The organism is Bacillus sp. FSL K6-3176 (assembly GCF_038003325.1).
Taxonomy (GTDB): domain Bacteria; phylum Bacillota; class Bacilli; order Bacillales; family Bacillaceae; genus Bacillus; species Bacillus altitudinis.
This window is the reverse complement of the sequence record NZ_JBBOOX010000001.1, coordinates 1619492-1637877: the sequence shown is the minus strand read 5'-3', so window position 1 is coordinate 1637877 and position 18386 is coordinate 1619492. Positions and strand designations below refer to the sequence as shown.

Annotated in this window: 15 protein-coding genes; all 15 read right to left on the bottom strand. The window is 41.6% G+C overall.

Going from position 1 to position 18386, the window contains the following annotated elements:
• Window positions 1-8: 8 nt before the first annotated feature.
• The 15 genes from MHB38_RS08475 to MHB38_RS08405 all read right to left on the bottom strand — a co-directional run bounded on the left by MHB38_RS08475 (window position 9) and on the right by MHB38_RS08405 (window position 18385).
• Window positions 9-1859, bottom strand: a complete 1851-nt coding sequence (locus MHB38_RS08475; protein WP_202734495.1) for a glycoside hydrolase family 9 protein — start codon at window positions 1857-1859, stop codon at window positions 9-11.
• Between the two features lie 418 nt (window positions 1860-2277).
• Window positions 2278-6591: a PolC-type DNA polymerase III gene (locus MHB38_RS08470; protein ID WP_017367257.1), complete on the bottom strand. Its 4314-nt coding sequence runs from the start codon at window positions 6589-6591 to the stop codon at window positions 2278-2280.
• Between the two features lie 75 nt (window positions 6592-6666).
• Window positions 6667-8364: a proline--tRNA ligase gene (locus MHB38_RS08465; protein WP_341003076.1), complete on the bottom strand. Its 1698-nt coding sequence runs from the start codon at window positions 8362-8364 to the stop codon at window positions 6667-6669.
• Window positions 8365-8444: 80 nt separating this feature from the next.
• Window positions 8445-9710, bottom strand: coding sequence for an RIP metalloprotease RseP (gene rseP, locus MHB38_RS08460; RefSeq protein WP_007499546.1), 1266 nt, complete (start codon window positions 9708-9710; stop codon window positions 8445-8447).
• A 6-nt stretch (window positions 9711-9716) separates the two neighbouring features.
• A complete protein-coding gene (gene dxr / locus MHB38_RS08455; RefSeq protein ID WP_019744167.1) occupies window positions 9717-10868 on the bottom strand; it encodes a 1-deoxy-D-xylulose-5-phosphate reductoisomerase in 1152 nt (383 codons plus the stop codon).
• Between the two features lie 39 nt (window positions 10869-10907).
• On the bottom strand, window positions 10908-11702 hold the full coding sequence (locus MHB38_RS08450) for a phosphatidate cytidylyltransferase (protein WP_007499550.1): 795 nt from the start codon (window positions 11700-11702) through the stop codon (window positions 10908-10910).
• A gap of 12 nt (window positions 11703-11714) precedes the next feature.
• A complete protein-coding gene (locus MHB38_RS08445; protein ID WP_007499552.1) occupies window positions 11715-12497 on the bottom strand; it encodes an isoprenyl transferase in 783 nt (260 codons plus the stop codon).
• A gap of 129 nt (window positions 12498-12626) precedes the next feature.
• Window positions 12627-13184, bottom strand: coding sequence for a ribosome recycling factor (frr, locus tag MHB38_RS08440; RefSeq protein WP_008344764.1), 558 nt, complete (start codon window positions 13182-13184; stop codon window positions 12627-12629).
• Window position 13185: 1 nt separating this feature from the next.
• Window positions 13186-13908, bottom strand: a complete 723-nt coding sequence (pyrH, locus tag MHB38_RS08435) for a UMP kinase (RefSeq protein WP_008344767.1) — start codon at window positions 13906-13908, stop codon at window positions 13186-13188.
• Window positions 13909-14042: 134 nt separating this feature from the next.
• Window positions 14043-14924 carry a translation elongation factor Ts gene (gene tsf, locus MHB38_RS08430; RefSeq protein WP_007499558.1) on the bottom strand — a complete coding sequence of 294 codons (882 nt, stop codon included), beginning with the start codon at window positions 14922-14924 and terminating at the stop codon, window positions 14043-14045.
• A 91-nt stretch (window positions 14925-15015) separates the two neighbouring features.
• Window positions 15016-15750, bottom strand: a complete 735-nt coding sequence (gene rpsB / locus MHB38_RS08425) for a 30S ribosomal protein S2 (RefSeq protein WP_007499561.1) — start codon at window positions 15748-15750, stop codon at window positions 15016-15018.
• Window positions 15751-15905: 155 nt separating this feature from the next.
• On the bottom strand, window positions 15906-16445 hold the full coding sequence (locus MHB38_RS08420) for a hypothetical protein (protein ID WP_017367254.1): 540 nt from the start codon (window positions 16443-16445) through the stop codon (window positions 15906-15908).
• Window positions 16446-16466: 21 nt separating this feature from the next.
• Window positions 16467-17234, bottom strand: coding sequence for a FliA/WhiG family RNA polymerase sigma factor (locus MHB38_RS08415; protein WP_007499565.1), 768 nt, complete (start codon window positions 17232-17234; stop codon window positions 16467-16469).
• A 24-nt stretch (window positions 17235-17258) separates the two neighbouring features.
• Window positions 17259-17759 (bottom strand): chemotaxis protein CheD, encoded by a 501-nt coding sequence (locus tag MHB38_RS08410; RefSeq protein WP_007499566.1) that lies wholly within the window; start codon window positions 17757-17759, stop codon window positions 17259-17261.
• Complete coding sequence (locus MHB38_RS08405; RefSeq protein WP_017367253.1) at window positions 17759-18385, bottom strand: chemotaxis protein CheC; 627 nt, start codon at window positions 18383-18385, stop codon at window positions 17759-17761. The genes MHB38_RS08410 and MHB38_RS08405 overlap by 1 nt, the downstream gene beginning before the upstream one ends.
• Between the last annotated feature and the right edge of the window lies 1 nt (window position 18386).

Sequence of the window (18386 nt, the reverse complement as noted above, 5' to 3'; positions counted from 1 at the left end):
CTTTATATTTATTTATTCGGAAGCGTACCAAATTCTAAAATACCTTGATCAAAAACAGGAATTCTCGCTGTTTTCTGCATATTGGATGTTAATCCTTGAAAGGAATAATCATTTGAGGCATCCCATATATTCGCACCATTTGGCGCAGATAACCGGAACTGTATTTCTTTCTTATGAAGCGATTCGCCTCCTGGAAAAATAGCTACGCCAGTAAAATCGATTTCTGTAAAATAGATATGGGATGATGCGTCATACACCGTTAACGGAGATAAGGAAGCGCCTTCATTGTAGACAGCTGTCACTTGAATATCTTTATCAGTGAATCCCTTCGCAAATATCTCGCTCAGATTGACATAATATCTAAAAGAAAGTGATTGACTACTTCTTGCCGGCCAGCCTGATCGATTGTATAGAATGGCTTTGATCTGAGTAGATGTTGTATCGTTACTCATGACAGCTGCCTCTATAAAAAACTCATCTTCCACTTTTTCTTTAGGCGGAAAATTCGGCAGCTTTGACTGCCCCTGACCAAACAGCTGCACCATTTTGGCTACATTTCCAGTAAAGGCGGCATTATAGTCTGTTGCTACCTCGTTTGATACATAGTCAGAGATGTCATCGGTATACTGATCCTGTGCATTAGGCCCCCCAACAAGCGCTCCATAAAGCGTGTGCCGATGAGAAGAAGGAGTTGTCAGCTGATTAGACCATGAGCCATGTGCAGTTCGATGGTGTGGATGCATCGGCGGATTTTTGCCAAACCCAACGACATAGCTTCTATTTTGCGGATTATCCCCTAACATATAGTGTGTTTGCCTGATCGCAAACGTTTGATATCGATTCTTTTTTTCTTGATCAGAGACCCAATCTCCGTATACAAACGCTAAAAATGCGGCATTTGCTGTATAACGAAGTGACCCCCATTGATCTAACCACGCCAACCCGCCAGGCGTATAAGTGATTCTTTCTACTTTTCCATTTTGAACAAAACCCGTGGACCAGTAATCGAGATTACGCTCTGTCGATTCGATAAACCTTTTCTCCTTTGTGATTCTCGCAAGTAAAATTTGCGAAGCAAAAAAGGTATTGTCCCACGACATCGTAAACGTATAATCCCAATCCTTCGGCCATTCTTCTACTGCTTTTAGTGCTTTGTTTAAATAGGTCTGGTCATTTGTCGCCAAGTACAGCCATATTCCACCCCAAATGAGCTCATCAATATAGCCGCTCCAGGAATTATAAAACGGCTGAGCATTGGTGACACAATCTGTATACTCACCGCGATATTGGTCAGCAAATGCATAAAGCTGCTTTGCATGGGTGAGAAGCTTTGCTGCATAAGGCGCGTCTGTTTCTTTAAAAATAATTGAACCTGCTGCTAAAGCGGCTGCGGTTTGGGCGGCTACTTCTGTTCCTGGACAATGTTCATCAATTTTAAATGCCGGCCGGTTCATCGGCATCACTTCTGCTGGACCCCACCAGCCATGATCCGCATTCCCATCGCCTACTTGTGCCCAAAATTCATTTGGACCTGTATGGGCTTTCAAAAAATAATCGGTTGCCCACTTGATTTGATCTAACATATCATCAAGCAGCTCTGCCTCTTCGTAAGCTTCTCGGTACTCATAGACTGTCCATGCAAGCACGGCTGCAGAGTAAGCCATCGGAAGCCCGAACTTCACATGATCACCAGCATCGTACCAGCCGCCTGTTAAATCATGACCAACATCTTTCCCATCCTCTAGTCCAGAATCCCCTCGCCAGTTAAGACGATTGCTTTCAGGAAGCTTTCCGGAACGCTGGGCTTCGTAAAACAAAATGGATTTTTGAAGCACCTCTACATAGTTGTAATCTGACATGTACCTACTTCTCACCCCTTCTTTTTTCTTAAACGTGAAACATTGAACAAAAAATGACCACCTCCTTGTCATTCCGTACGTGTTTTGTACAGTGTTGAAAAGAATCAAGCGTGTTTCAAAAATGTGCATAGTAAACAGCCATCAGCTTGACGCTCACCGAGGGTTTTCTCCTGATTCTTCATGTGACTGTACCCAAAATGATCATATGTCGTATGAGAACATTTCAGACGGCTAAATTCTCTTTTTTGCTCTATTTGGGTAGAAAGAATGACATACAATCTCTTCTCTCAAAACACGACGTTAAATCAAGATATATGAACCAACAAGAAAATAATTCCAGTTAAAATATTTAGTTAACATAATAATATTATTGTATATAAAAAAGAACGCCCTTTAAGGGCGCTCTTCATTTTTCACATTAGAACAAAGAAAGCTGGTTTTGATCAGGAAGTGCTTCTAAGCAGCCTTGACGATCCAAATACTCAAGGATGGTCTTAGACACTTTTCCTCGTTTTTGTAAATCTTCTTTTGAAAGGAATTCACCATCTTGGCGTGCGCGTACAATATTTAACGCAACGTTTGTTCCGAGTCCAGGGATGGAGTTGAATGGCGGGATTAACCCGTCTCCATCAATGATAAACTCAGTGGCACTTGATCGGTATAGGTCTACTTTTTTAAAGTGATAGCCTCTTTCACACATTTCAAGTGCAAGCTCTAGTACAGTTAATAGGTTCTTCTCTTTCGGTGATGCATCAAGACCTTTTGAGTTAATATCGTCCATGACCGCTCGAATCGCATTCGATCCTTTTGTCATCGTTTCGATATCAAAATCATCTGCACGAACGGTAAAATAAGCCGCGTAGTACAGAAGTGCATGGTGCACTTTGAAATAAGCAATCCGAACGGCCATTAATACATAAGCAGCCGCGTGGGCTTTAGGGAACATGTATTTAATCTTTTTACAAGAATCAATGTACCAGTTCGGTACGTTATTATTCTTCATTTCTTCTTCCCATTCAGGAGGAAGTCCCTTCCCTTTACGAACAGATTCCATGATTTTAAAGGCAAGTGACGGCTCTAAACCTTGATAAATCAGATATACCATAATATCATCACGACAGCCAATCACTTCACTTAGTTCACACGTTTTATTATGAATCAGCTCTTGGGCGTTGCCGAGCCATACATCTGTACCGTGAGATAGACCAGAGATCTGAACAAGCTCCGAGAAGGTGGTCGGTTTTGTATCCTCAAGCATCTGACGAACAAACCTTGTGCCAAACTCTGGGATCCCAAGTGTTCCCGTTTTACATCCAATTTGTTCTTCTGTGACACCGAGAGGTTCCGTTCCTTGGAAGATTTTCATGACCTCAGGATCATCTGTCGGAATCGTTTTTGGATCAATTCCGCTCAAGTCCTGAAGCATCCGAATGACCGTTGGATCATCGTGTCCAAGAATATCTAGTTTCAGCAAGTTATCATGGATTGAATGGAAATCAAAATGTGTCGTTTTCCAATCAGAACCTGTCGCATCTGCTGGATATTGAATTGGTGAGAAATCGTAAATGTCCATATAATCCGGCACTACGATAATTCCGCCTGGATGTTGGCCCGTTGTCCGTTTGACGCCCGTACAGCCCTGTACGAGCCGGTCAATTTCAGCACCTCTCATATGAAGGTTATGATCTCCTGCGTAGCCTTTCACATAACCATATGCCGTTTTTTCTGCAACGGTACCGATTGTACCTGCGCGGTATACATACTCTTCACCAAACAGCTCTTTCGTATAGTTATGGGCAATCGGCTGATATTCTCCTGAGAAGTTCAAGTCGATATCAGGCACTTTATCTCCTTTAAAACCTAAGAACGTTTCAAACGGAATATCGTGTCCGTCTTTTTTATACGGCGTCCCGCATTCAGGACAGTCTTTATCAGGAAGGTCAAATCCTGAGCCAACCGATCCGTCATTAAAGAACTCAGAGTGCTTGCAACTTGGACATACATAGTGCGGCGCAAGCGGGTTCACTTCTGTAATCTCTGTTAATGTCGCAACGAGGGATGAACCAACTGACCCCCTTGAACCAACTAGATATCCATCATCAAGTGATTTCTTAACAAGCTTATGAGAAATTAAATAAATAACAGCGAAACCATGACCAATAATACTCTTTAATTCTTTCTCAATCCGGTCTTCTACAATTTTCGGTAAATCGTCACCGTAGATGCTGCGAGCCATGTTATAGCTCATTTCCCGAATTTCTTCATCTGCACCTTCGATTTTTGGTGTATAAAGATCGTCTTTGATTGGTTTAATACTTTCGACCATCTCAGATACTTTTTGCGTATTCGTCACGACAATCTCTTTCGCCTTTTCGTCCCCTAGGAAAGAGAAGGCTTCTAGCATTTCATCAGTTGTTCTAAAATGAACTTTTGGCAGTTCATGACGATTGAGTGGATTCGCCCCGCCTTGTGATGAAATTAAGATTTTGCGATAAATTTTGTCTTCTGGATGCAGGTAGTGCACATTTCCAGTCGCCACGACTGGTTTATTCAGTTTTTCACCAAGTTTTACAATGTTTGTGATGATCTCTTTTAATGCACGTTCATCCCGAACAAGCTCCAGCTGGAGTAAATGCTGATACACTTCTGGCGGATGAACTTCTAAATAGTCGTAAAATGCAGCAATGTCTTCTACCTCATCAGGTGACTTCTGCATCATCCCTTCAAACACTTCACCCTTATCACAAGCAGACCCAACAATTAAACCTTCTCGATATTTCTCAAGCTGTGAGCGCGGGATACGCGGCACGCGGTAGAAATAATGAATATGAGAAAGTGAAACAAGCTTAAATAAATTCTTTAGACCCGTCTCATTTTGTGCAATCACCGTTGCATGGTAAGGACGTGAGCGCTGATACGCATTGGACTGCCCCATGTTTTCGTTCAATTGATCGTGGTAGGCAATCTCTTTTTCAGCCGCATCTTTTAGCATCTTCAGCATGAGGTAACCAGTTGCTTCTGCATCATAAATCGCCCGGTGATGCTGCGTGAGTTCAATATCGAACTTTTTACACAGCGTGTTCAGCCGGTGATTTTTAAATTCTGGATAAAGGAATCGGCCGAGTTCTAGTGTATCAATGACAGGGTTTGACGCTTTATCGGTTTTTAACAGTCGCTTATATGCTGCATTTAAAAAGCCCATATCAAAGCTCGCATTGTGAGCAACAAGGATATCTTGTCCAATCCACTCTTTGAAATCTCGAACAACATCGACCACATCTGGTGCATCTCTCACCATGTCATCCGTGATACCGGTTAGTTCAATGGTTGTTGCTGATAACGGATGATGAGGATTTGCAAATGCCTCAAAGCGGTCAATGATTTCCCCGCCTTTGATTTTCACGGCTGCAAGCTCAATGATCGTATCATACACAGCAGAGAGTCCTGTTGTCTCAACATCAAATACGACAAACGTCGCATCTTCTAACAAGCGGTGCTCTGGATTATACGCAATCGGTACCCCGTCGTCGACTAAATTGATTTCCACCCCGTACATCATTTTGATGCCATGCTTTTTACTTGCTGCATACGCATCTGGAAAGGATTGTACAACGGCGTGATCTGTCAGGGCAATGGCCTCATGCCCCCATTTTTTTGCTTGTTCAACAAGTTTACCGATGCCAGTGACAGCATCCATCTGGCTCATTGGCGAATGCAAATGAAGCTCAACACGCTTTTCTCCCTCAGGTGCAGTATCTTCTTTCAGCTGAGGTTTCATTTCATTGACGTCATTTGCGATCATGACAAGATCTCTCACAAACGTATCGTTTTGAATGCTTCCTCTTGCTTTGACCCACATCCCTTTTTTCAAGGATTTCATGAGCTGAGCATCTTCTTTTTCTCTCGCAAACATTTTGATCAAAATACTATTCGTATAATCGGTAATTTTAAAGATACAAAGGGTTCTACCGCTTTTTAGTTCGCGCGTTTCTGCATCGAACACGTACCCTTGGACGGTGATTCGTCTTTCTTCGTCCATAATACTATCAAGCGTACGTATTTCTTCATTGTCTTTGATTTGATAGCCAATCATCAGAGGGCCAGAAGGAGCTTCCTCTTGATCCTCACTTTCCTTCTTCTCCATCTCAACAAGGGCTTGCATGGCTCTTTCTTGATCTTCAGCGAGTTTTTGTTCTCTGAACTTCTGAATCTCTTGATCTGATACAAAAATTTCTGTATCAAATTGAAGTTCTGGAAAACCAACTTGTTTAAATGCAGCCTGAAGCATTGGGCTATATTTCTTCTTGATGGCCAGAGCCTCAGTTTCGCTTTTTGTTTTGATGATGATCTTATGTCCAGACAGCGCTGGTTTTTGCTGTTGAAGCAAGCTGATGATTGGGGGAGAAATTCCTTGAAGCTCTTCCACACAATGTGACCAATACGATTGAACGAGCTCTTCAGATATGTGCGGATCATTGACTTCAATTGTACAAGTGACTTGTGCGATATGAGAAAATGCATTTGTCAGCCTGCTTAAAAACATTGCATATACTTGGTAAGGCAAAAGCGCCTTAAATTTAAAATGGAAATGCCACGTTTTTGCCGCCTTATGCACCGTCAATTTGACGATCTCGCCTTCTTCAAAGTAACGACTGAGGTCATCATCTGTCATTTGAATCTGATTGAGTAATATATGAAATTGCCGCCGGGTAATCGGTAATTGTTCATCCAAGACAGGACCCTCCTTTTGCAAATCAGAAAGGTACCTCTTTTTTGCAGGAGGTACCTTCATTTTTTTGTTCGTTTTTTATGCTTGGCGTATAAATGAAATCAGTTCATCAACAGATACTTCGTGTGATTCACCTGATTTTCTGAATTTCACTTCGACAATACCTTCTTCTGAACGTTTCCCGCAGCTAATGCGAATTGGCAGTCCAATTAAGTCACTGTCGGCAAATTTGACGCCTGCACGCTCTTGACGGTCATCGAAAAGGACATCATAGCCCTCTTCCTGTAAACGCTCATACAGCGTTTCAGCCAGTTCCTTTTGTGCATCGTTTTTCATATTTAAGGCAAGTAGATGAAGATCATATGGCGCAACTGTTTCTGGCCAAATAATCCCCTTGTCATCATGATGCTGTTCAACAATCGCAGAAAGGGTTCTAGAAATTCCGATGCCATAGCAGCCCATGATCATTGGCTGCGCACGTCCATTTTCATCGAGGTATGTTGCATCCATTACCTCTGAATAACGTGTGCCTAGCTTAAAGACTTGTCCTACTTCAATTCCTTTTGCGAACTGGATTGTGCCTTCACCATCTGGAGAAACGTCTCCTTCTTGAATCAAGCGAAGATCTGTGTATTCCTTCACTGACAGATCACGAGCAGGATTAACATTGACATAGTGATAATCCGATTCATTTGCACCTGCAACTGCATTTGTCATTCCTTTTACAGCGTGGTCTGCATAAATCGTTACTTCCGCTTCAAGCTTCACTGGTCCAACAAATCCTGGTTCTGTTCCAATCACGTCTAGTACTTCCTCACGTGAAGCAAGCTCTACAAGCTGTGCTCCAACTAAGTTTTTCACTTTCACATCATTTACTTCATGATCGCCTCTTGTCAGGACAAGTACATACGCATCGTCCGCTTTAAACAAGACAGATTTGATACATGTAGAAGGAGCTACTTCTAAGAATGACGCAACATCTTGTATTGTCTTCACCTGCGGCGTGTGTACTTTCTCAAGTTCTTTGAAGTCCGCAGGGTTTGCTTCTTCTCCGTGATACACAGCCTCAGCCATTTCAATGTTCGCAGCGTAGGAAGATGTGTCAGAGTATGCGATTGTATCTTCTCCTACTTCTGACAGCGCCATAAACTCATGTGTATCTTTTCCTCCCATTGCCCCAGAATCGGCAATGACGGGTCTAAAGTTAAGACCTACTTTTGAAAAGACATTCGAGTAAGCTGTAAACATCTTGTTGTATGTGTCATCAAGGCTCTCTGGTGAAGAGTGGAATGAATAGGCGTCCTTCATAATAAATTCACGTCCGCGCAATAACCCAAAGCGAGGTCTTTGTTCATCACGGAATTTAGATTGGATTTGATACAGTGTCAAAGGAAGCTTTTTATACGATTTGACTTCACTGCGTACGAGTGATGTGATCACTTCTTCGTGTGTTGGGCCAAGTGCAAACTCGCGGCCATGGCGATCTTTCATACGCATGAGTTCTGGACCGTATGTATACCATCTTCCTGACTCTTGCCACATTTCTGCTTGCTGCAGCACTGGCATTAACAGCTCAGCTGCTCCCGCCTTTTCCATTTCCTTGCGAACAATGGCTTGAATGTGCTGAATCACTTTATGTGCTAAAGGCAGGTAATGATAGATACCGCTCGTGTTTTGTCTAATAAATCCAGCTCTTACTAACAGCTGATGACTTTTTGCCTCAGCATCTGCCGGCACCTCTCGAAGAGTTGGAATGAAAGTCAGGGATTGTCTCATGTCGTTACACCTCATTTAAGAAATAGGACTTCTCACAAAAACTCTTGTTTCCCAGAATGAGAAACAAGAGACAATGGTTTTTATAAAAATAATCGCTGGATGTCATTCCATGTCACTACTAGCATTAATAGCATGAGGAACGCAACACCAATGAAGACAACAAGTGCCTCTTTCTCACGATTAATTGGTTTGCCGCGAATGGCTTCAACGAATAGGAAAAGTAATCTTCCTCCGTCTAATGCAGGAATCGGTAATAAATTCACGATCCCTAAGTTGATACTAAGAAACGCAGCAAACTGCATTAATGTTAACACACCTTGTTTCGCTACTTCTCCTGTCATGTCATATATTCCAACAGGACCTGCAAGCATATCTAACGAAAATTGTCCTGTGACAATCTTTTGCAAGTTCGTTAAGATGAGACCTGCTGTAGATATCACTGTAGTGCCTGAGGATGAAATGACTTTGAGAAAGCCATTTTCCGTTGGCGGATAAGAGCCAAAACGGCCAATGGTTTTTCCTTCTGCCTTCACAGCTTCCGGTACAACCTGAATGGTGCTTTCTTTGCCATCTCGGTCAATGACGACATTCATTTTTTTATCTGGGTTTTTTTGAACCGTTTGAACAACGTCTGTCCAAGAATTCATTTTATCCCCGTTAATTGAAACGATATGATCTCCCTGCATAAGCCCAGCTTGCGCTGCCCGGCCGTCTTTTGTCAGCTTACCAAGTACAGGATCATCCACGGTTACACCTTGAATAAATCCTAAAGCCACAAGAATCACATATGCCAAGATAAAGTTCATAATCGGTCCAGCTGCAATGGCTTTAATGCGCTGCCATACTGTTTTTGAACCAAACTGACGGTTGTATGGTGCAATTTGAATTTCTTCACCATCTGCAATATAGAAGCTTGTTTGGCTTACATTGTAGCCAGTAAGGATGTCTTCATTTCCAGCCTCATATCCTGAAATTCTCATCGCATGATCTAAATCAATTTGTTCAACTTCAATGACAAGTGCATCAGGATATTTCTCTTTATCATTTAAAATGATTTTTTCTACTTCATTTTGCTCATTGAATAAGAGCCCCACTGTATGACCCGGTTTAATTTCAATGACTTCAGGATCTTCTCCAGCCATTTTAACAAATCCGCCGATTGGCAGAAGTCTGATGGTATAGACGGTTTCTTTTCGTTTAAAGGAGAAAATCTTCGGTCCAAAACCAATTGCGAACTCGCGGCATAAAATGCCTGCGCGCTGCGCCATAATTAAATGGCCAAGCTCGTGGAAAAAAACGAGCGTTCCAAAAATAATAATAAACGCAATCACTGTATTCACGAACATACCACCTTATGCGAGGATTGATTGAACAAAGTCTCGTGTATCTTTGTCCACTTCATGGATATCTTGCAAACTAGGCGTTGAAATCACATGATGTCTGTTCAGTGCCTTTTCAATCAATTCTTCAATTTGCAGGAACGTTACTTTGCCTTTTAGAAATGCATCAACAGCAATTTCATTGGCTGCATTAAGCACAGTAGGCATTGTCCCTCCTATTTTACCTGATTCATAAGCAAAATGTAAGCAGCGATACCTGTCAAAATCCGCTTTTTGGAAATTTAATTGTCCAATCTCCCAAAGGTTTAATGATTTCGCTTCTTTTAATGGCGCTCTATCAGGGTAAGTGAGCGCGTATTGAATCGGAACCCTCATGTCAGGTGTACCTAACTGAGCCATGACACTTTTGTCGTGGAATTCCACCATGGAATGGATGATGCTCTCTTTATGTAACAGCACATCAATTTGATCGTATGGGATATCAAACAGCCAATGCGCCTCAATCACCTCAAGCCCCTTATTCATCATGGTCGCTGAATCAATCGTGATTTTTGCGCCCATGGACCAGTTTGGATGATTCAGCGCTTCTTCAACCGTGACACCTTCAAGCTCCGTGCGTTTTTTATCTCGGAAACTGCCGCCTGAAGCTGTGACGATTAAGCGTTCAATGTTTTTAGCTTGTTCACCTTGCAGGGATTGAAAAATAGCGGAGTGTTCACTATCGACAGGAAGTAAAGGCACGTCATACTTTTTGGCGTACTCTTTTACTATATGACCAGCTGTCACAAGTGTTTCCTTATTTGCAAGTGCGATCGTCTTTTTTTGTTCAATGGCTTTTAATGTCGGCACAAGTCCGACACTTCCTACCAGTGCATTGACCACAACATCCACTGCATCATAGGTCGCTGCTTCGATGTTCGCTTCATCACCCGCAGCCATTTTGACATCGTATTGAAATGAATGACCTTTTAACGTGCGATAGGTCTCTTCGTCTACACATCCAACAAATTCAGGCTGAAATTGTTCAATGATAGGGATGGCCTTGTCTATATTTCTGCCAAACGTCATCGCTTTCAACTTGAATTTGTCTGGATGCTGCCTGATCACATCTAATGTTTGTTCTCCAATTGATCCTGTTGCGCCTAATAGCGAAATATATTTCAAATTGCCACTCCTTCTCTCGTTCAATTAGTTTCTATGAGGTTAGCTAGCAAACGTGGCCAGCAATAAATATAAAAACGGCAGAACGAATAAAAAGCTGTCAAACCTGTCCAAAATTCCGCCATGACCTGGGAGTATTGTCCCTGAATCCTTCACATGGTAATGACGCTTTAAAGCAGATTCCACAAGGTCGCCAAGCTGTCCAAAAATACTGAGCAAAAGAGTAATAAACATAACAAGCAGATATGATGGCAAAAATCCTGTAACCGCCTGGAACACAAGTGACAGCACGACCGCTGTGACGATTCCGCCGATAAATCCTTCTACTGTTTTGTTTGGGCTGATCTCTGGCCAAAGCTTTCGTTTCCCCATAGATTTCCCAATAAAATAGGCACCTGAGTCAGTGGACCAAATAATCACCGCTGCGAAGAAGATCGCACTCATGCCATACAAGCCTCTAATTTGAATAAAATAATAGAAACTAACGCCAATATATAATGTGGCTAATATAACAAAAGCAACCTCATCGAATGTGAAAGAGTTTTTGCTCAGAACTGTATAAGTTAAAAGGATTAAGACTGCAAATAAAGCAATCTGCATTTTTGATGCGTCTACGTTCGGGAAGAAGCTATTTTCTCCGCCCATTAAAAGCCAAAGCAATATTAAGCTGACAATGCCAGGAAAGCTGAAAATCGAAATCTTTTTCATTCTAAGAAGCTCAAAGAGAGCGACACTTCCCATTAAATAAATCAGCAGGGTAAATGGCATTTGTCCATAAATCACTGCAAGTAAAAACACTGCAGCTGCCAGAACACCCGTCAAAATTCTTTGTTTCATCTGCACCACCCTCTAAATTCCACCGAACCTCCGGCCGCGGCGCTGGTACTCTCCGATAGCGCCTATGAGATGCTCATCAGAAAAGTCAGGCCAAAGCACATCCGTAAAGACAAACTCGCTGTATGCAATTTGCCAAAGCATAAAGTTGCTTAATCTAATTTCTCCACTCGTACGAATAAGCAAATCCGGATCTTGAAGAGATTCTGTCATTAAATAAGCTGAAAACATCTCTTCTGTTATGTCTTCTGCTCGAAGCTTGCCTTCTTTGACTTTTTCAGAAATTTGTCTGCATGCAGAAATAATTTCTGTCCGTCCTCCATAATTGAGCGCAAAATTTAAAATGAGTCCGTCATTATTCGCCGTACTCTTCACTGCGTTCTCTACCGCTTTTTTCGTATGCTGCGGGAGGCCGTCTGGATCACCTGTTAAACGTACACGGACATTTTCCTCGATGAGTTCAGGCAGATAGATGTTTAGAAACTCTTCAGGAAGCTTCATTAAAAAGTCTACTTCTAATTTTGGACGTTTCCAATTTTCTGTAGAGAAAGCATACAAAGTCAGCACTTTGACATTCAGCTCATTTGCAAGCTTGGTCATGCGCTTGACAACTTTCATTCCTTCATGATGTCCTGCTACCCGTGGAAGCGCACGTTTCTTCGCCCATCTTCCATTCCCATCCATGATAATGGCGATATGTTCAGGAATTTCTCCATTTAATATGTCTTCTTTTGTCAGGCTTTCTAAGTTGGAAGCTGCTGTTTGCTGATTCTTCCAATTTTTGAGTATATTGAGCATGAGATTCCTCCATCACCCAAAAAGGTTGCGTTCCCGCTAATAATATAGTCCTCAACAGTATTAACAAAAAAACCCCCTGTAAACATGAAGAGGGTCTTTTCACTATTATCTATTGTACATAGTTTTTTCTTAAACTTCCATGATTTCTTTTTCTTTATCTTTTGTCACTTCATCAATTTTAGCGACATATTCATCTGTCAATTTTTGAACATCCTCTGTAGATGATCTTAATTCATCTTCAGTGATCTCCCCATTTTTCTCTAGCTTTTTCAATTCATCGTTTGCATCACGACGAACGTTACGAACAGCTACTTTTGCTTCTTCTGAGTATTTTCTCACAACTTTTACAAGTTCTTTACGTCTTTCTTCTGTTAGTGCTGGGATCGCAATACGGATCACGTTTCCGTCACTAGTTGGTGTGATACCAAGATCAGACTTTTGGATCGCCTTTTCGATATCACCAATCGCTGTTTTATCGTAAGGTGTGATAATCAGCATACGTGCTTCTGGCACTGTAATTGACGCAATTTGGTTTAGTGGTGTTTGCGCCCCATAGTAATCCACTGTTACTTTGTCTAAAAGGGAAGCATTAGCTCTGCCCGCACGGACAGTTGCTAGTTCACGTCCGTATGCTTGAACGGCTTTTTCCATTTTTTCTTTTGTTTGGTTCAACACTTCTTTTGACACGTTATTTCCCCCTCACGATCGTTCCGATTGATTCGCCATTGACGGCACGTTTAATATTACCTTCTTCCATAATAGAGAAGACAATTAATGGAATGTCATTGTCCATACATAATGAGGACGCAGTAGAATCCATTACAGCAAGCCCTTCTTTTAGTACATCAAGATATGAAAGCTTATCATATTTTACTGCATCCGCATCTGTACGAGGATCAGCACTGTAGACACCGTCTACATTGTTTTTCGCCATTAAAATGACATCTGCTTCAATTTCAGCTGCACGAAGTGCTGCTGTTGTATCAGTAGAGAAATAAGGGTTACCAGTACCTGCAGCAAAAATCACGACACGTTTCTTCTCAAGGTGACGGATCGCTTTTCTTCTTATGTATGGCTCTGCAACCTGTCTCATTTCAATAGAGGTTTGTACTCTAGACTGAATGCCAAGCGTTTCTAGGCTGTCTTGTAATGCCAATGAATTCATCACTGTTGCAAGCATCCCCATATAGTCTGCTGTTGCCCGGTCCATTCCTAAGTCACTGCCTGTCTTACCACGCCAAAGGTTTCCTCCGCCTACAACGACTGCAACTTCAACATCAAGCTCTGCAATTTCTTTTACTTGCTTTGCAATTGATTGAATGACAGTTGGGTTAATTCCATTTCCAGCATCACCAGCTAGTGCTTCTCCACTTAGCTTCAGTACAATGCGATTATATTTCGGTTTGCTCATGATAACCTCCAAGTGTAAACTATACCGTCTCTTATTATGCGTAAGAAACCGTCTTTTGTAAATCAATATCCTCTAAAAAATAGGGAACACAGTGCTTGTGCTCCCTAAAAAAGCCCCAGAGAGCTTTTCAAACATTATTTTTTCACTTGGCTCATAACTTCTTCAGCAAAGTTGTCTTGACGCTTTTCGATACCTTCGCCCACTTCATAGCGAACATAAGTTTGAACAGTTGCGTTTTTCGCACCTACAACTTGTTTCACTTTTTCATCTGGGTTTTTAACGAATGCTTGGTCAAGTAAGCAAATTTCTTCGAAGAATTTGTTTAGACGGCCTTCTACCATTTTAGCAACGATATTTTCAGGCTTTCCTTCTTGAAGCGCTTGTTGTGTTAATACTTCACGCTCACGGTTTGCTTCTTCTTCAGACACTTGGTCACGAGAAATGTATTTAGGGTTTACAGCAGCAACGTGCATTGCGATGTCTCTCGCAAGCTCTTCATCAGTTGTTCCGTTAAGAACCGCTAATACACCGATGCGTCCGCCCATGTGTAAGTAAGAACCGAATGCAGCGTTATCTTCTTTTGTGATGACTGAGAAACGGCGCAGCGTAATTTTTTCTCCGATTTTCGCAATTGCAGAAGTAATATGTTCTTCAACTGTTGAACCATTTTCCATTTTAGAAGCATGTGCTTCTTCAATTGTTGCAGGTTTCGCAGCAAGTAAATGATCAGCAAGTTCGTTAAGAAGATTTTGGAATCCTTCGTTTTTCGCAACGAAATCAGTCTCAGAGTTCACTTCTAGGATAACGCCAGTGTTGCCGTCAGTTTTAATAAGAGTTAATCCTTCTGCCGCAATACGGTCTGCTTTTTTCGCAGCTTTTGCGATCCCTTTTTCTCTTAGAAGATCGATTGCTTTATCGATGTCACCATCAGTTTCTGTTAACGCTTTTTTACAGTCCATCATACCTGCACCAGTTTTTTGACGCAGTTCTTTTACTAATTGAGCAGTAATTGCCATTTTACATTTCCTCCTTCTATGTTAAAACACGGATTACTAGGTGAAAAAAAGGTGATAAAAGGCAGTTCCCTCTTATCACCTTTTGAATAGGTTACGCAGTTGTTGTTTCAGTTTCTGTCGTTTCTTCTACAACAGCTTCTTCTTCGCCTTGTTTAGACTCAAGAATCGCATCTGCCATTTTAGCAGTTAGAAGTTTTACAGCACGGATTGCATCATCGTTTGCAGGGATCACAACATCAATTTCGTCTGGATCACAGTTTGTGTCAACGATACCGATAATTGGGATATTCAATTTACGAGCTTCTGCAACTGCAATACGCTCTTTACGAGGGTCGATAATGAAAAGTGCATCTGGAAGACCCTTCATGTCTTTGATTCCGCCTAGGAATTTTTCAAGACGTTCTAATTCTTTTTTCAGTTGAACGACTTCTTTCTTAGGAAGAACTTCGAACGTACCGTTTTCTTGCATTTTTTCAATATCTTTTAAACGTTTGATACGTTTTTGGATTGTTTCAAAGTTTGTTAACGTTCCACCAAGCCAGCGTTGGTTTACATAGAACATACCAGAACGGATTGCTTCTTCTTTCACTGAATCTTGTGCTTGCTTTTTCGTACCAACGAAAAGAATTTTTCCTCCGTCAGCAGCAAGGTTTTTCGTGAAGTTGTAAGCTTCCTCTACTTTTTTCACCGTTTTTTGAAGATCGATGATGTAGATACCGTTACGCTCTGTAAAGATGTAACGCTTCATTTTTGGGTTCCAACGGCGTGTTTGGTGACCGAAGTGAACACCAGCTTCTAGCAATTGTTTCATAGAAATAACTGACATGTTGTTGCCTCCTAATATAATGGTTTTTTTTCCTCCGCTTAAGTCATGTTCACATAAAACTGCGCCACGGCAGCACCTTCATACGAATCATTAAGCGTGTGTATTTAACACCAAGAAATAATATAACACATGATGGACTGACAATCAAGAATCCTTTACAGCTTTCCGCTAAATTTTAATAAAAGCTCGATTTCTGTCTTGCCCGTTTTTAATTCTTTCGCTATTTCTTCTAATGATAGCCCTTGATCATATAAGGCCTTTACTTGATCCTCAAATGTTTCTTCTATTTCACTTTCAGAAGGCACAGAAGCTTCTGTTTCAAGACTTGAAACGGGTTCGTTTACCTTCTCTTCCTGCACCTCAACTTCGCTAAGGAGAGCCGACAGGTGCTCTGGAACTGGATCTTCACTTTCTACCGATTGCTGGGATTCAATTGGTGGTTGTGGTTGCTTTGGTGTCTGAAGATCCGATTTCAGCTCTTCAGCAGAAAAATCAGGGGAAGTGGCTGCAGCTTTTGATAGTTTTTCATTCTCTTCTTTGACTTCCATCAAAAATGCAGCCAGGGTATTTTCCGTTTCTTCTAAAAGCTCTCGCTGCTTTTGTTCTGTTGCCTTCAGCGAATTCATTCTCGTGTATAAAATGATCACAAAATAAATAAGTGCAGCATGAAGCATAAAGCTAATCAGCCATAGCATATTTTTTCACTCACTAACTCTTTAAGATTGAATGGCTTTATCAAGCAGATGCTTAAGCTTGAACAATGCCTTTGAATGAATTTGCGAAATGCGAGAGGTCGATAAATTAAGCACTTGACCGATTTCCGTTAACGTCAATTCCTCTTTATAGAAAAGACTAATCACAAGCTTTTCTTTTTCCGAAAGCTCTGTCATTTTTTCGGCAAGCTGTTCAATTAATTCATCTTTCAGCATTTTTTCTTCAGGTGTCACAGTCTTTTCGTCACGAATCATGACTTGAACGTTTTCTCCGTCTTCTTGATCATGCAGCTTCTCATCAATCGAGAGCAAATTCGCAAAGAACCCTTCATTCATCGTTGTGACCACATCTTGTTCACTCATGCCGAGTTCTTCAGCAACCTCTGTTGGTGTCACATTTCGCAAATATCGCTGTTCAAGCTTTTCAATTGCCGCTTCTACTTTTTTTGTTTTTTCTCTTGATGTACGAGGCAGCCAGTCCTCTTTACGAAGACCGTCGATGATGGCCCCACGAATTCTGAAGGATGCATATGTATCAAACTTCAGATCTCTTCCGGGGTCAAATTTTTCAAGGGCATCATATAAACCGAGCATCCCTAGACTGATCAAGTCTTCTTTGTGCACTGACTTCGGGAGACCGATGGAAATTCTTCCAACATGATATGTGACGAGCGGCATATAGCGGCGCATAAGATCATCTCCAGCAGCTGGGTCCTTCCACTCTTTCCATCTAGCCCATAGCGCCTGATCTTCGTAATTTAAGGATTGCATCTTTCTCCCCCTATACTTCCTTAGTTATATCTTCATAATGCCTTGTTTCACAGTGCGGATCTCAAGTTCTGTTGTAAGCGGATCGAATTCAATCGTGCGTCCATTGTTCCCGCCCGTGTCCTCACTAATGATCGGGATATGATGAAGAGACAGATGTTCTTTCACAGCTGATACATTTCTAGGTCCAATTCTCATCAGATCATTGGTTGACTTAAATTTAAACATTTCTGCGCCGCCAGCAAGCTTCGCTTTTAGCGCATGTTTGCGTGCTCCTTCTTTTAAGAGCAGATCAATTGTATGCTTGACACCTGTATCTGCATACTTAGCCAAGTTCTCTACCGCTCCTTTTGAAAGAGAGGAGTCTGGAAGCATGACATGGACAAGTCCTGCCAGTTTTTTTTCTTGGTCAAAAAGGACAAGTCCTACGCAAGAACCAAGACCGGATGTCCGAATACGGTCCGGTGTTTTCACAAGCTGAACATCCGCTATACCAACCTTTACAACTGCCGGAATCTGCACGTTCATTATAGGTTACCTAATGCTTTGAACAGTTTTTCAAACGATTCAAAGTCTGGTAATAGAAACATATTTCCTTTCAGCTCTTGCTTATTTTGATCATCAAAAATCGATGTATCAATCACAATTGCCTGATCGCCGAGAGGACTAAACTGCATTAACCCTTCACTAATGACAGCCCCGAACATATCGAGCGTGACATCTGGAACACTTGGGTGAAGCTGCAGTTTTGTTAAATCGGCAAGTGCTGATAAATAAGAACCTGCTAAAATATTTCCTAGCTCATGAAGCGCTGATGTTCCTAGCATGTGTTCATGAATCGTATCAATATCAAATGCTGGGTCCTGAACAAGCTCCCTTACAAATTGTTCAGCTTGTTCAAACGGCATAATGAAAAAGATTGAACCGGTAAGATCACCCTCCATTCGCAAAAAGATACTGGCAACTGGAAGGTCTGCTCCACCAAAGAAATCCATTAAATCTTCAAACGAGAGAACTTTGACAAAAGGAACAGCCATATCAATTTTGCGATTCAATAGGCTGGCAAGAGCAGACGCTGCATGGCCTGCTCCGATATTCCCAACCTCACTTAATATATCTAGCTGTTCATCTTTAATTTCATTGAAAATGCTCATT

Bases quoted from the DNA above. Each gene is read 5' to 3' on its own strand.
- MHB38_RS08415 (WP_007499565.1), bottom strand. From the start codon at position 17,234: ATGCAATCCTTAAATTACGAAGATCAGGCGCTATGGGCTAGATGGAAA.
- MHB38_RS08410 (WP_007499566.1), bottom strand. From the start codon at position 17,759: ATGAACGTGCAGATTCCGGCAGTTGTAAAGGTTGGTATAGCGGATGTT.
- MHB38_RS08420 (WP_017367254.1), bottom strand. From the start codon at position 16,445: ATGCTATGGCTGATTAGCTTTATGCTTCATGCTGCACTTATTTATTTT.
- tsf (WP_007499558.1), bottom strand. From the start codon at position 14,924: ATGGCAATTACTGCTCAATTAGTAAAAGAACTGCGTCAAAAAACTGGT.
- pyrH (WP_008344767.1), bottom strand. From the start codon at position 13,908: ATGAGCAAACCGAAATATAATCGCATTGTACTGAAGCTAAGTGGAGAA.
- rseP (WP_007499546.1), bottom strand. From the start codon at position 9,710: ATGTTCGTGAATACAGTGATTGCGTTTATTATTATTTTTGGAACGCTC.
- MHB38_RS08405 (WP_017367253.1), bottom strand. From the start codon at position 18,385: ATGAGCATTTTCAATGAAATTAAAGATGAACAGCTAGATATATTAAGT.
- rpsB (WP_007499561.1), bottom strand. From the start codon at position 15,750: ATGTCAGTTATTTCTATGAAACAATTGCTAGAAGCTGGTGTTCACTTC.
- MHB38_RS08475 (WP_202734495.1), bottom strand. From the start codon at position 1,859: ATGTCAGATTACAACTATGTAGAGGTGCTTCAAAAATCCATTTTGTTT.
- MHB38_RS08445 (WP_007499552.1), bottom strand. From the start codon at position 12,497: ATGCTCAATATACTCAAAAATTGGAAGAATCAGCAAACAGCAGCTTCC.
- MHB38_RS08450 (WP_007499550.1), bottom strand. From the start codon at position 11,702: ATGAAACAAAGAATTTTGACGGGTGTTCTGGCAGCTGCAGTGTTTTTA.
- MHB38_RS08465 (WP_341003076.1), bottom strand. From the start codon at position 8,364: ATGAGACAATCCCTGACTTTCATTCCAACTCTTCGAGAGGTGCCGGCA.